The following is a 14,543-nucleotide window of genomic DNA, read 5'->3' on the forward strand; positions in this document are numbered from 1 at the left end:
ATCATTACCGCACTGTAACCGTATTTGGTTATAATACTGATACCGCCACCCATAACCAAGAACTTTTTCTATTACATTTGAGCATAAATAAAATCTTATATTTGCTCTTACAATTTCTATATGATTGATAGGTGACAGTTTTATATTTAAATCAAGTGTATTCAATAAATTGTAACACTTCTTTGCTTTTGAAAGGTATTTATCAAAACTTTGTTTGCTTGTTGCCCAGATTTTGATTTCGTCATTACCGAATACCGGAACATATATTTTTTGTTCAAATGTCATCTATCTTCTATCCCGATTATATTTTAATAAATTATTCTTCTTTCTTTTCAAAATAAACTTTTAATTTTGGTACAGTTGCAGCCATATGATTTACAGTTTCGTGAAAATTACCAGTAATATTTTTTTCATTACGGCGCAGTGCTAAATTTTGGAACAAAAAAATCCATCATATCAGCTTTTTCTAATTTTAAAAGTTCAATTTTTTTATCAATTCCGCCGGCATAACCTGTAAGGCTTTCACCTGTTCCAACAACCCTGTGACACGGAATTATAAGCGAAATGGAATTATGTCCGACAGCTCCTCCGACTGCCTGCGCTGACATTTTTTTAAGTCCGCGCTCTTTTGCAATTATGCCTGCAATTTGTCCGTAAGTCATTGTTTTTCCATACGGAATTTTTAGCATAACATTCCACACAGCTTTTCTGAATTCGCTGCAGCGCATATAAATTTTCGGAATAAAATCCGGGATACCTCCTTTAAAATAAATGTCCAGCCATTTTTTTTGTTTCTTCAAAAACAGGAAGATCTTTTTTTTATGCTGTTTATTAAGCGCGTCTGCAAAAAATTTTTGCTCGTCAAACCATAAGCCCACTAAATTTTCTCCGTCAGCTGCAAGAGTAATTCCTCCTATAGGCGAATTATAATGATTTGTGTAATCCATTTTTACTTCTCCATTGTTTTTTTTGATTTATTTTTTTTTGCAAAAATTTTGGAGCGTAATCTTTCATTTCAGGAATTGCGTCTTCTGCAACTGCCCAAAAGTACAAACTTGCAACGCTGCAATACGGACTGAACCGTCTGCGGTATTTTTCTGTGATGATAAACCATTCTAATTCCGCGAAGAATTGCAAGATCTCCAATAAAATGCGCCCTTTTGTCAATACAAAATTCCAGGCAGTTTAAGGTGTATTAAGCCGCCTCTTTGTTGTCCAGGCTGACAGTCTGGAATGATTCTTAAAATTCATCAGGAGTATGGTAGTCCAGACTCTGATAAAATCTTGCTGTGTTATAGTAGTTGCTTAATCATCGCATTTGTAAAAATATTTTTTTTGATGAGTAAAAATTTATTTTATAACTATGGTTTTATTTTTTATCTTCCTCCCTCTAAATGTTTTTATAACAGATTGTTAGATAAAGTGCAAGATTATGCTTTTATAATTAAATTAAGCTAATGTTTCTCTTGAAAAAAACAAAACGTTTAGATAAAATGTATCATTGTCTTGGAATATATCTGTTGGAGGATATTTATGAAATTCTTGAATAAATACAACTATATCTCTTTTGTATTGTTGTTTTTAGTTATTGTTGCTCAGTTGGTTCCTTTTACAAACTCTGCAAAACTTTACTCTGAAGTAGAAGATATTGGAAAAACATGGGCTGAGCTTCCTGTTGGAATTACTGGAAAAGATAAAAGTTCATGGCCGCCGGAGATTAAATACGGTGAATTTAAAGATTGGGAAAAATCTGTACAGGAAAAATATCCATTGTACGGCGAAAAAACAATTTCCCTCTTTACTTATGTTTGGGATCCTGCTGGTGCTCTTTACGGTCCAAAAGTAAACGCTTTTATTTTTGCTCAGGTTGCATTTATTGCCTTCCTTTTGACTACTTTCCTTATCAAAAACTTTATGGCTAAGGCTGTATTTGCATTTATCCTTGGAATTGCTCACATTTGGGCTTTTGTTCAGATGTTTGTTTTGCAAAAAACAGGAGATCTTTCTCCTTATATGGTTGTTCCTGTATTTATGGCAGTAATTGCTGTCATTGCAATTGCCGCTGGTGTTTACTTTATCCCTGAATACTTTAGAGAAAAGAAACACAACGAAGAGATTAGAAAATCTCTCTAGTTTGTTATTTACGGCCCGGATGTTGTCCGGGTCTTTTTTTTTGCTTTGTGAAAAAATATTTTGTGCTAGAATTATAAAATGAATAAAAAAAATTCTTGGTTTGCAGTTTTTGTTATTTTTATTTTTTTCGTTTGTCAGACTGGAATTTTTGCACAAAAAAGCGGATATAAAATTATTCAGGTTGAATTGCCTAGGGGAAAAACGGTTTTATATTCGACATTTTACTGTTTTAACGATTTGGAAACAGGCAGAAACCTTGCCGAAAAGCTCTACGGTGTTAAAAATCTTGATAAAATCTTAAAAACCGGACGATTTAAAAAATTGATGGCAGTTCCTGTCGGTTCGGAACTTAGCGCATATAATTTTGCAATTATGACTCACAATAAGGAATTTTGGTTTTTTGAAAATCGTGATGACGGCTGGTTGTGGGGAACTGGCCGATATTAGTTTTTTTGTTGACACTTTTATAAGATTTGTCATTTTGATATAGTAGATTGTAGTTTTACAAAAATGGAGATAGAAAAATGGCAGATTTAATTCCTCAAGAAACGGGAAGCAGACAATATTATAAAGAAGATTTCTCTTTTAACTGGGAAACAATGGTGTTTTTTAGCCAGTGCAATATAAATAAAAATTTAAGCCTTAACGAACTTTTAAAACTTACTTCGGATATTGCCGTTGAAGATTTTGCAAGACGCGGAATGAGCCGAGAAACTCTGGCAAAAAACGGAATTGCGATTCTTGTTTCGAGAGATTCGTTTAGAATTCATAAATTTCCGAAAGAAAACCAGCGTATTGTTGTGCGCACTTGGGAAGAAAAAAGCGAAGCCTTGCAGTTTGTGCGCGCTGTCGAAATTGAAACTCTGGACGGAGAAAAACTTGTTAGCGGAATAACAGCCTGGCTTTTGGTTGATTTGAATAATCGCCGTATTTTGCCGATTAAAAAGTTTGACGAAATGGGATTGCGTACGCCAACCCTGAAAAAAACAGAGCACGACTGCCTTCCTTATGGAAAAATCCAGCTTCCTGAAGACGCAGTGCTTTTGGACGAACGTTTTATAAAATATACGGATTTGGATGCAAACGGACATACAAACAATTCTCGGTATGCGGCTTTTGCGGTTGATTCTTTGCCGGCTGAATTTCAGGGAATTGAATTTAAAGATGTCAGAATAAACTTTGCTAAAGAAGCAATGCTTGGACAAAAAGTGCAGGTTTTTGGAAAAATTGACAAGGAAGTAAAGAAAATTATTCTGGTTGGAAAAACCGAAAACGGAACTTCTTTTGAAACCGAACTTTTGTGGTAGTTTTTAATTTGCTGTCTGTTAAAACGGACGGACAAGGGGGTGGAGTACCGCCGAAGGCGTTCCAAAAAGGTTTTTCTTTTTGGAATGGAGCGCTGCGACGCGGAAGTACGGAAGCCCCGGTGGGGCTTTTATAAGCCCCATGGCCCCAAATTTTATGATTTTAATTTGAAGGTGAATTCAGCATCCATGGAGCTTTTTCTTTTACGGATTCCATGTCGATGTTTTTTACGAGATTTAGAACTGTGTTTACCAAATTCATAATCTTGTCGAGCGATTTGTAGATATAAATAAAATAGTAAACCTGAGTGCCTTTTTTGTGGCTGATTATCATGCCTGCGTCTTTTAGAATTTTCAGGTGGTGCGAAATTGCCGGGCGTGAAAGGCTGATTTTTGCAGTTATGTCTTGAACGTCCATGCCGTCTGTGCCGGATTCTGCGAGGATAAGGAGAATTTTTTGGCGTACAGGGTCGCTTAACGTTGTAAGGTAAGGAGTGCAGACTTCAAACTGGTTGCGGATAATGCTGATTTGTTGTTTAAATTCTGTTTCGTTGGGGTTTAGCAAAATGTGTGCCTCTATTGGTTTATTTGTTTAATCGGTTAAGTTTATAAACGCTTTAACTAATTGTCAAGTTTTTGTGTTTTTTTTGAACGTAAAAAACTGTTTTATGATTATCTTTTATAAAAAGAATTGAAAGAAAACGGAAGAAAACAAAAAATTGTGATTTTTTGGGAACGCTGTTATTATAAAGTTTAGCTATTATTAAAAATTTTTAGAGTTGATTTAGAGTTGTTATTGAAATTTTCCGAAAAAATAATTTTTTTTTATTCGATGTTAAAAAATGTTAAAAAAAAACTATTTTATTGACGTTTGAAATTAAAGAGATTATATTTTGTTTATGCGTTTAATTTCTTAAACTTATAAACAAAAAGTTGGCATAATTGAAAAATGTGCTGAAATTTTGTGTGTTTTACAGAAGGAGGATTTATTAAATGAATCGCTTATTTAAGCATCCATGGCTTATTATTGTAACAACTTTTCTTGTTACAGGTCTGCTTGCATTCCAGCTTAAAGACATTAAGATGGACAACTCGACCAGATTGTATTTTCCTCAAAAACATGAATCTTATCAGCGTTTGATTGATTCGGAAGATCGGTTTGGAAGCACTGTTGTGATCGGAGTTTCTCTTGAAACTGACAAAGGAACAATTATTACTCCGGAAAATTTGCAGATTATTGACCATATTTCTACGGATGTAGAAAACCTTCCTTGGGTTGATAGAATTGATTCTCTTACAAAAATTGACTTTATTGAGGATGTTGACGGTGCCCTTACTGCTGGAAATATTATCAATGCAGATCGCGACGAAAACGGATATCTTCCTCTTTTGACTCAGGCTCAGGTAAATGATCTTAAGCAGAATCTTACTGACTGGGACGAAATGTATACGCGTTCGATTATTTCGGACGACAATAAAGCGGCTCAGATGCAGATTACTCTTGTTACAAACAATCATCCTGGCGAAATTGCATATTTGAGTTCTTTGTCTGCTTCTCAGATTGATGCTCTTGCAAATGCCGGAATTAAGACTTTTGAGGAGTTTAAAAAGGCTCAGAAGGCCGGCAAACTTTCTTCTATTGAAGGTTTGTCTGAAGAAGACCTTTCTTCTCTTACCGAAACTATAAATGAAGCTGCAAAAACTCAGATATCAGAATCTGACCTTGAAGCCGAAACCCTCGCTAAAGTAAAAGAAATTGCCTTCAAATATACAAAAGGCACAAATCTTAAAGTTATTTTCTTTGGTGATCCAGTTGTTTCTGAAAACTTTATGGATTACATGACTTCGGATTTGACGAACTTGATTCCTCTTGTTTCGATTGTCGTTCTTTTGACTTTGTTTGCCAGCCTGAAAACTTTGGACGGAACTCTTTTGCCACTCGTTACGGTTTTGCTTGCAACTGCTTGTACTTGTGGACTTATGGCTGTTTTTGGATTTACATTCACGATTGTTTCGAGCGTAATTCCTGTTGCATTGATTGCCTGCGGTTCCGCGTACGGAATTCACGTCATGACGCATTATTATATAGCTCTTGACGAAGCAAAAGCTCAAGGCGTTGAAATTACAAAAGAAAGTCACAAAGATATTATTTTGAAAGGCGTTGCTAGCTGTAGCACTGCGGTTTTCCTTGCTGCAATTACTACTGTAATCGGATTTATTTCTTTGATTTTGAGTCCTATGGGACCTCTTCACAGTTTCTCAATCTTTACCGCCGTTGGAATTGCGCTTTCATGGATTTTTGCGGAAACATTTATTCCAGCAGTTTTGATGGTAAAGCCTGTAAAGAGAATCGGCCAGAAATCAAAGTTCATTATGAAACTCTCAAAAAGGGCAAAAAAGCACATTATTAAGCGTGGAAATGAACGCAAAGACACTTTGTACAACATCTTCCTTTTCTTCTGTGGTTCGCGCCCGAGAATGTTTGTATTTATGATTTTCCTTGTTGTGGTTTCTGTTTTTGGTGTGCGCAAGGTAAAAATCGAGTCTTCAATGATTAACTACTTCCCGCCAGATTCTAAGTTGCGTCAGGATATTGATTACGTTGACGACAGGTTTGCCGGAACAAACTTGATTTTTATGCTGGTTGACGGTCCAAAGGTTACTGACGAAAACGGAAACTTCCTTGACGAAAACGGAATCCCTGTTATGAACAAGGACGGAAAATTCCTCGACGTAAACGGAAACATCATAAAAAAATCTGATGGACGTCATTTTGCGCTTGTTGAAGGTTCTATGAAAGATCCTGATATTCTTGAGGCGGTTGACGGTCTTCAGGAAAATATTCAGAGCAAATTCCCGTATATCGGAAAAATAGTTTCGTTCCCGACTTTAATCAAGCGAATGAATCAGGTGCTTCACGCTCCAAGTGCAGAGGCGGTTGCTGTTTCTTCTGGTTCTGGCTATTCTGACGATTTTGGTTCTGATGATTTTGGCTTTGATTCAGGTTCTGACTTTGGTGATTTTGGCGATTTTGGCGATTTTGGCGAAGCAGAGGATTCTTCTGACGAAGACGAAATGCTTCCTGACTATGTTGATCCGAACGTTGAATATGTAAAAAAACTCAACAGCACTCTTACAGTTGATGAAGGATTTAAGCTTTTGACTTCGGCTTATGCTGAGGCTGGCGGAAAAAATGCTTCTCTTGACGATGTTGTAAAGGTTCTTGAGAGAAAATTGAATTACAAGGGAACTGATTATTACGAAATTCCTTTTGATGAGGCAAAATACGGTTACAAACAGCATGCAGCCCTCAAAAATATTGTTGGAAACTTTCTTTCTATGCTTTCTGACAAGGAAACTTTGGGACGCTGGGCAAATGACCCTCAGAACGAAAACGTTTTGAACCCGAACCGTCTTCGTGTTCAGCTTGTTTCCCGTTCTAATTCAAGCAGCGACATTGAAAAAGTAATCCGCGAATGTAATTCTTATGCAAAAAACCACTTCCCTGAAGGATACACAATTTCGTTTACTGGAAAGGGAGAACTTGAAACGGTAATGACAGAAATGGTTTTCTCAAGCCAGATTCAGAGTTTGATAATCTCGCTTTTGAGCGTATTTGTTGTTATTGCAATTTCGTTCCGTTCTATTTTGGCAGGACTTTTGGGCGCAATTCCTCTTACCCTTACAATTTTGCTTAACTACTGGACGATGGGAACTTTGGGAATTAGTCTTGACCTTGTTACTTCGATTATTGCTTCTGTTGCGGTCGGAATTGGAATTGACTACACGATTCACTTCCTTGAAACTTACAGAATGGAGCGTGCAAAGACAAGCGATGTTCATGCCGCTGCAAGACGCACATTTAAATCGAGCGGAACTGGAATTTTGACGAATGCCGTTGCCGTTGGTCTTGGATTTTTGGTTTTGTGCCTTTCAAGATTTATGGTTTTGCGCTACATTGGAATTTTGGTCGCAATCGTAATGTTTACAAGTTCAATGCTTGCAATGACAATCCTTCCAGGATTCTTGACAAACTTTGACCCGAAATTCTCTCGACCAAAAGTTGAGCCGACAGAAGATTTGGGTGTTGCCGAAGATTTGATTGAAGAATCTGAAGAAAAAAATAAAAACTAACCTGCAAGAATGCAGTAAGGAGGCATGATAAAAATTACATCCCTGTAATTTTTATCATTACAGTTTGTTCAAGCGTTGCTTTCACAAACTGTGATTCTCGCCATCCGTGGCTCGCCGCTAACGCGGAGTTTTATTAAGAAGTGTAAGATAAAAACAGCCAAAATGACGTCTGTTTTTATCTTTAACAAGTTTGCGTTGCAAACTTTCTTATAATCTGTTGTTTCTCACTTTGTTGCGAAACAACTTAAAAAGTCAATTCTAAAACTGAAGTTTTAATCTTGACTTTTTATGGGAGTAATCTATGAAAAAGAGTTTAAAAAAATCAATTTTGGCTTTGGCTGTTGCTATGGTTTCAACAGTGGCTTTTGCTCAGGATGCGCGTTCAATTATTGATGCGGCATTGAACATTAAAAAACCTGCATATAACCATTCGATTATCGAAATGGATCTTATCAACAAAGCTGGCAATATCGAGGAACATCGTATTATTGATGAACTTGGACGCCACAACGAAAAAACAGACACTTCTGACGTTGTAATGAACTTTAAGGTCAGCAACAACAAGTCGAATCAGGGAATTAAATTCTTGCAGATGGAAAACAAAGGCAAGGACGATGACAAGTGGATTTATATGCCTTCTCTCAAAACTACTCGCCGTGTAAATTCTTCTGAAGGAAGCAAGTCTTTTACTGGAACTGACGCAAGCTACGACGATATGTCTACACGCGAACTTGATGATGATACTCATGAACTTTTGGCAGAAGAAAACAAAAATGGTTATGACTGTTGGAAAATTAAATCAACTCCAACAGCAGCAACTGTTGCAAAAGCTCAGTATCAGTACCGCATTCAGTGGATTGACAAAAAAACAAACGTTCCTGTTTATGCAGAAATGTACGACAAAAAAGACGGAAGCCTTTTGAAAATTTTGACGGTTGATTCTCTTGAAAATATTCAGGGATATACGATTACAACTTCGACAACCCTCAAAAATGTAAAGTCTGGACATTCGACAAGAATTGCAGCCCAGAAAAATCCAAAGAGCCCGAACGGTTATAATATCATTCTTGATAAGCCGATTCCGGACAATGTATTTACACAGAACTATTTGAATACAGCAAAATAATTGATTTAACTCCGTTGCAGCGGTTTCTTTAGTTCTGTTGTGGCGGAGTTTTTTATTTATAGGAATAGTTTATGAAAAAAATAAAATTTATCGGGCTTTTTACAGCCGCACTTTTTACAGCAGTTTTTGCCTTTGCTGATGATTTTGATTTTGGCGATGATTATGGAAGCGACTTTGGCGGAGATTTTGGTGATTCTTCCACTTCTTTTGCCGGCGGTGCCCTCGAAGTAAACGGAGAAGCGCAGATTGATTTTCGCGCTTATTTTGATGATGAAGATGAATACGGACTTCCTGTTGACGAGTGGAAAACCGACACAAATCCAAAAGGAAAAATCAATTTAAAATATTCAAATTCGGCAGTTTCTGCAGAAGCAAAATTCGCATTCAGCAAGGACGTTCTTGAAAATTACAGGGAAGATGTAATTGATGAGCTTACTCTTGAATCTTATCTCGGAAATTTTGTTGTTCAGGCAGGAAAAATGAAGGTTGTCTGGGGAAAAGGCGACAAGCTGCATGCTATAGACAATTTTAACGCAAACGACTACACGGATTTTATAATTCCTGACTACATTGACAGAAGAATTGCAGAACCGATGATTCGTGTTCTTTACAATGTTCCAAAAGATGTTGGCCCTTTTTCTTCGAGCAGATTTGAACTGGTTTGGACTCCAACGATGACAGCAGACCGCTATGCTGCTTCAGGAAGATGGGGTCCGGCTCAGGTTGCAGGTTTGAAAAGTTCTTTGACTGATAAAGCTGGTACTGCGATTGTAGGGCAGGGAATAAAAGCTGGAACGGCAAATGCAGAATTAGCTAGCATAATGGCAAATCCTTCATTAACAGATGAGCAAAAATTAGAGGCAAAAAATAAAGCGGTAAATGCGCAGTCTCTTTACACGGCAATGCTCAGCAACTCATCTTCTCTTGCAGACAATCTTTATCCTGATACAAAACAGCTCAAATATATGCAGGCAGGTGCCCGTTTTACAACTACGACAGGCTCTCTTGACTGGGGGTTGAGCTACTATGTAGGACGTGATAAACGCGCTTCTTTTGACAGATCAAAAATTGATTCTTTTGTGAGCACTTATCTTTCAAAGGGAAGTGCGGATGACGACGACAAATTTATTGACTACGACTTTTTGCAGGTATTCGGCCTTGAAGCTGCAAAAACTTTCGGCGCATACAACTTCCGCGCAGAAGGTGCATACAATTTGACAAAGGACACAGCCGGAGACGATCCGAAGGTTCATAATAATTCAGTAGGCTGGGTATTTGGTTTTGACCGTGACTTGCCTTTAAGCGAACTTAACATGAATGTTCAGTTTCAGGGAAAATATATTCTTAACCACGAGAAAATCAATGATTTAGGAGTGCTTGATACAGAAAGCGGAACTTTTGAAAATGACAATAAAGTTGTCGTAAATATTTCTGACAGTTGGAATCATGGAAAAGTTAAGCCGGAAGTAAGTGCGGTTTACGGTTTTCAGCATTATGACTTGATTGTAATGCCAAAAATTACATGGTATGTTTCTGACGGACTTGAGTTCTGTGCAAAAGGAATGTACATGGCAAGCTATAAGAGCGACAAAACTGAATTTGAAGGCTGGCATAACAACGGTTTTGTTCAGCTGGGCGCAAAATACACGTTCTAATAATTGCCATTTTCGGGCAAGGGATAGTAGTGGCAGCGGAGCGGGTGCGCAGCACCGAAGGCGCGTAAGACGCCGTAGCCACGAATAGCCCGTTTTTTTGCGCAGCAAAAAATGACCCCAAATTAAAATTTAAAAATAAAAAATCCCCGAATGAAGCTGAATGACTTTTTTCGGGGATTTTTGTTTACGCAACTGTTAAGAAATTAGTTCTTTGCGCGTTCTACGAATGAACCGTCGCGTGTATCGATTACGATGCGGTCGTCTGTGTTGCAGAACAAAGGAACTTTTACTTCCATTCCTGTGTCGAGAGTTGCAGGTTTTGTTGATTTTCCAGAAGTATCGCCTTTTACACCAGGTTCGCAGTATGTGATTGTGCGTGTTACGTTTACCGGGAGAACAACGCCAACTGGTTTGTCGTTGTAGTAAGTAACTGAAACTTCGTAGTCGTCATCTGGAGAGATGTAGCCAGCATTGTCGCCAAGGTAATCTTTGTCCAGCATGATGTCATCGTAAGTTTCCTGATCCATAAAGTGATATTCGTTGCCATCGATGTAAGAAAGTTTTACAGTTTTTTTAACAAGGTCAACTTCCTCAAATTTTTCACCGGCATCAAGACCAAGCTGCATTGTTGAACCAGTTACGATATTCTGAACGCGGAGGTTTGTAACCATGCCCTGGCGTCCGCCTTTCTGTCCGAGAAGTTTCTGAACAATAAGAGGGCTGCCTTCATACATAAAAGCTGTTCCGACTCTAATTTCGTTTGTCATTAACATAATATGTTACCTCAAAAAAAATAAACGTTTATTCTATAATATTAGTGCTTATTGGACTTTTTTTCAACTACTGCAAGGTTTCGAGAACGTTGAGCAGTTTTTTTGCAAGGTTGCCGTTTTGAAAAAGATTTTCAGAAAAGTTTTCAAAAAAAGCCGTTAACTCGCCTTGTGCTGATTTTTGAAGAAAGTCATAAAGTTTACTTTCGTTTAATTCTGCGTCTGGAGTGTTGTATTCGTTCCAGAGAGATGAAAGTTCGTTTTTTAAGTTTTTGTCGCAAACAAAGGGCAGCATTTTTTCTAAGAGGGCATTAACCTTTACGAGCTGGTAATTTTCGTCCTGAACGTATGCATGCCAGAAAAATGGTTTGCCGGAAAGACAGGCCCTTGCAAGGCTTTCTTCGCCACGGACAAAGTTAAAGTCGCTTGTGCAGAGAAGTTTGTCCCATTCTTCCTGCGTTAAAAAAGGCAGTTGAACGAAATTCAATTTTTTTCCAGTCTGTTCCCAAGCTTTTTTTGCAAAAGGCAGGCTTTTTCCTGCGGCTGCAAGAACTTTTATGCAAAAGTCCGGATTTTTTTGTCTCTGAGTTTCCTGAATGCGGTTTAGAGAGTTAAAAATCTGAATAAATTCGCGTTCGTAAGAAAAAATTGTAACGCAAAATTCATTTTTGTTTTTTGGAAGAGTTTTTGATTCTTTTAAGGTTTTTAAAAACTGGCTGTCGATTAAAAGTCCTGCTGTTTTTTTTGTAAAGCCGGGCATAAAAAACATTTTTTTTACGTTTGGACTTCGCGTATAGCATTTTAAAAGATGAAAGTCGTCAGCATATTCTTCTGCCGTTAAGTATTCGATATTAAAAATATGAAAAATTTCTTTTGCATTTTTGTCAAAAAGAATTTTTTCAAGCCAGTCTGGCCGTCCGCACTGAAAACATTCGAGAATAATTGGAAAAGGATTTGAACTGAATGTAAAATCTTCGCTTTGGTTCCAGTCTAAAATTTGCCATCTTGTGTTTTTGTAGTCGAAAAATTGAGTTTTTTTGTCGGGTTCAATTTTTTTTGCCATTGAAGCAAAACTTTCCAAATTTGAACAGACAATTGTAAGGTTTAGAGAAGAATCGAGGTCGCTCAAGGCTTTTGCAAGTCTGTAGACAACTCCAATATCGCCAAAATTGTCTACAACTTTGCACAAAATCATTATATTCTTGTTTTGCATTTAGAATTTTATTCCGAAAGACATATTTGGTACTACCCTCATTTTTGAACCTGTCCAGACCTGACCTGTTGTTTTTAAGCGATATGCGTCGTCAAAGGCCGCATCGTTAAAGTCAGAAATGTGCATATCGAAATTTGCCGCCATAAATAGTTGAGTTTTGTGGCGTGGCTTAAACGAAAGAGAAAATCTTACGCTCGGCACAACGTTGAACCGGTCGTCTTTTTCTTCGATGTCGTCGGAATAAGCATAAAAAAGATTTGCAAAAATTTCTGTATCGAGAAGAATTTTGCTTACTAAAATGCTCTGATGTCCAATTCCTGGACTAGCCTCGAATGAACGTCCGATTTTTGCGGCATTGTGTCCTAAAAGCAACGAACCGTAGATTTTTGTTGAACCGGCATGGATTCCAGCGTTGAATGAACCACTTGTTGAAGCAGAAAATTCTCCCATCAACCTGAATTTTGAAATATTTTTTAGATTTCCTTTTTTGCGGATTATATTTGCTTCTGGATTGCCGATTTTTTTTAAATCAATTTTTGTAAAGAGAGGAGTTAGAGTTTCTGAATTGCAACTGTAAATTTTTGAGTTGTATGGATATAGAATTGTTTCTTCGGATTCGTCAATAAAAACTCCTGCTGCAGAATAATGCTGTACAGAAACTTTTAACATTGTAGGAATAATGCTTTCTTTGCTTATCGCAATTTTGTACTTTCGGTTTACAGGAAGTCCGAGAGCAACCTGTCCTTGAAGAAGGGAATTTGCCGCCAACGGAAGGTCTACTTTTGAAAAATCAACTTTTCCGTCCAAAATTGTTGCTACAACTTTTCCGTCGCTGTCAAAAACTGCATAGTCGCCAGCGCCTTTTAAGAGGAGAATATCCGTTCCGACAGATGAATAAACATTTTCTTCATCAACCGACATAATCCACGAAAGGTAAGTTTCCATTGCGTGCATATCGGCAAAGCAGTTGATTAAATAATTTATATCAACATCGAAATTTTTATAGCACCATCGGGTTGCTGCCGCAAAAATTGCACCCTGCTTTTCTGTTCTTGAAACTGGTTTTTCTTCAGTTTTATTTTCGATTTTTGTTTCGTCTTTTTTTGGAAAAACTTTCCAGAAAGCGGAGATTGAGCGGTCGTGAAGTGCTGTAATTCCGTTGTAAAAGTTGTAAACATTTTTGTTTAGTTTTGAGAGAATCGTAGTGCATTGAATCGGCAAAAATGGACCTGTCGTAAAGGGACAGTAGTCGCGCAGCATGAATTTCTTAAAGTATTTGTTCATGGCTGGAATATATTCGTCTTCGTATTTTTGAGGATCAGTATTCCAGTTGTTTATTAAAACTTTTGTCTGACCGTATTTTTGGTATTTCCAACTTTTGTAATTTGGCGGAACTGTCGGAACAATGTCTTCGGCATTTACAATATTCCAGATAAAGTCGTATTTTTTGTCATGTACGCTGTCGTTTGTCGTAACGTTTGGAGAAGCAAATGTGTATGTGTAGATGTAATTTGTGTCAAAAAGTTCAGCATCGCACAATTGTGCAGAAAGAAGGTTTGCAATTGCCGCTCCACGGGAGTGCCCTGTGATTAAAAAACAACTGTCGTCAATGTCGATTTTATTTCGTAAAAGGAAGGCAATCAGCGCGTTTTCGACGAGTTTTGTGGTTTTGAAAAAACCTTCGTGATATTCGGCTTCATTGCCAGTTTTGTCGGAAATATTTACGTTTGAGATCCACTCGTTTGCGTTGAGCGGAGTTCCGCGGATTACAATTATAATCAGATTTTTTTTTGAATTTGAACCGTTGATTTGTTTTGTCGCAAAACTAAAAGCCGCCTGGTCGTTTCCCCAGACTGGATTGTTGTAATTGACAGAATAATGAAATTCAATTTGTTTTTCCGAAAATCCGAGGGCTTTGTAACATTGAAGAATTAAATTTGAATTTTGTCCGATATCGCTATCTTCGTAAGAAACGGCAGAAAAAATTCCGGCAATACGCGCAATGTTGTGGTTATAAAGAGAGGCCGGGTTTTCACCGAACCATTTTTCATTCCAGTTTGCCGAAATCATTATTGGATTTTCTTCGATTGTAACGAGGCTTTTTACTGGAAATGAAATTTTTTCTGCTTGTGAAAGTGTCGCCACTGCAAAAATGGCAACTGTGCTGAGAGTTTTTTTTATTAAATTCATTTTTTCTCTTTCCTTAAA

The 14,543-nt window shown here is 37.4% G+C and carries 12 protein-coding genes; 6 read left to right on the forward strand and 6 right to left on the reverse strand.

All coding sequences use genetic code 11. The annotated features are described in order from the left end of the window. Both ACT6XC_RS05830 and ACT6XC_RS05835 read right to left on the reverse strand, forming a co-directional pair. On the reverse strand, positions 1–285 hold a 285-nt coding region (locus ACT6XC_RS05830), incomplete at its 3' end, for a hypothetical protein (protein WP_443741131.1). Between the two features lie 128 nt (positions 286–413). Then, positions 414–947, reverse strand: coding sequence for a methylated-DNA--[protein]-cysteine S-methyltransferase (locus ACT6XC_RS05835; RefSeq protein ID WP_443741132.1), 534 nt, complete (start codon positions 945–947; stop codon positions 414–416). Between the two features lie 586 nt (positions 948–1,533). On the opposite strand from ACT6XC_RS05835, the gene ACT6XC_RS05840 reads away from it, so the two are divergent. The 3 genes from ACT6XC_RS05840 to ACT6XC_RS05850 all read left to right on the forward strand — a co-directional run bounded on the left by ACT6XC_RS05840 (position 1,534) and on the right by ACT6XC_RS05850 (position 3,440). Further along, a complete protein-coding gene (locus ACT6XC_RS05840; RefSeq protein WP_443741133.1) occupies positions 1,534–2,133 on the forward strand; it encodes a hypothetical protein in 600 nt (199 codons plus the stop codon). A 78-nt stretch (positions 2,134–2,211) separates the two neighbouring features. Continuing rightward, positions 2,212–2,580, forward strand: coding sequence for a hypothetical protein (locus ACT6XC_RS05845; protein WP_443737882.1), 369 nt, complete (start codon positions 2,212–2,214; stop codon positions 2,578–2,580). Positions 2,581–2,657: 77 nt separating this feature from the next. Then, positions 2,658–3,440, forward strand: coding sequence for an acyl-[acyl-carrier-protein] thioesterase (locus ACT6XC_RS05850; protein ID WP_443741134.1), 783 nt, complete (start codon positions 2,658–2,660; stop codon positions 3,438–3,440). A 160-nt stretch (positions 3,441–3,600) separates the two neighbouring features. Here the strand turns inward: ACT6XC_RS05850 and ACT6XC_RS05855 are convergent, their stop codons facing one another. Then, positions 3,601–4,002: an ArsR/SmtB family transcription factor gene (locus tag ACT6XC_RS05855; protein ID WP_443741135.1), complete on the reverse strand. Its 402-nt coding sequence runs from the start codon at positions 4,000–4,002 to the stop codon at positions 3,601–3,603. A gap of 428 nt (positions 4,003–4,430) precedes the next feature. On the opposite strand from ACT6XC_RS05855, the gene ACT6XC_RS05860 reads away from it, so the two are divergent. The 3 genes from ACT6XC_RS05860 to ACT6XC_RS05870 all read left to right on the forward strand — a co-directional run bounded on the left by ACT6XC_RS05860 (position 4,431) and on the right by ACT6XC_RS05870 (position 10,352). Beyond that, positions 4,431–7,571, forward strand: coding sequence for an efflux RND transporter permease subunit (locus ACT6XC_RS05860; RefSeq protein ID WP_443741136.1), 3,141 nt, complete (start codon positions 4,431–4,433; stop codon positions 7,569–7,571). A 301-nt stretch (positions 7,572–7,872) separates the two neighbouring features. Further along, on the forward strand, positions 7,873–8,697 hold the full coding sequence (locus ACT6XC_RS05865) for an outer membrane lipoprotein-sorting protein (RefSeq protein WP_443741137.1): 825 nt from the start codon (positions 7,873–7,875) through the stop codon (positions 8,695–8,697). Between the two features lie 71 nt (positions 8,698–8,768). Continuing rightward, entirely contained in the window at positions 8,769–10,352 is a 1,584-nt protein-coding gene (locus ACT6XC_RS05870) for a hypothetical protein (protein ID WP_443741138.1), read from the forward strand. A 203-nt stretch (positions 10,353–10,555) separates the two neighbouring features. On the opposite strand, the gene efp is transcribed toward ACT6XC_RS05870, so the two are convergent. The 3 genes from efp to ACT6XC_RS05885 form a co-directional block, all read right to left on the reverse strand. Beyond that, positions 10,556–11,125: an elongation factor P gene (gene efp, locus ACT6XC_RS05875; protein ID WP_273463939.1), complete on the reverse strand. Its 570-nt coding sequence runs from the start codon at positions 11,123–11,125 to the stop codon at positions 10,556–10,558. Positions 11,126–11,192: 67 nt separating this feature from the next. Beyond that, positions 11,193–12,335 carry an elongation factor P maturation arginine rhamnosyltransferase EarP gene (gene earP / locus ACT6XC_RS05880; RefSeq protein WP_443741139.1) on the reverse strand — a complete coding sequence of 381 codons (1,143 nt, stop codon included), beginning with the start codon at positions 12,333–12,335 and terminating at the stop codon, positions 11,193–11,195. Next, positions 12,336–14,525 (reverse strand): lipase family protein, encoded by a 2,190-nt coding sequence (locus tag ACT6XC_RS05885; protein ID WP_443741140.1) that lies wholly within the window; start codon positions 14,523–14,525, stop codon positions 12,336–12,338. It lies immediately after the preceding gene. Positions 14,526–14,543 lie beyond the last annotated feature (18 nt).

Origin of the sequence: Treponema berlinense (assembly GCF_052273165.1) — a bacterium.
Lineage (GTDB): Bacteria > Spirochaetota > Spirochaetia > Treponematales > Treponemataceae > Treponema_D > Treponema_D berlinense_A.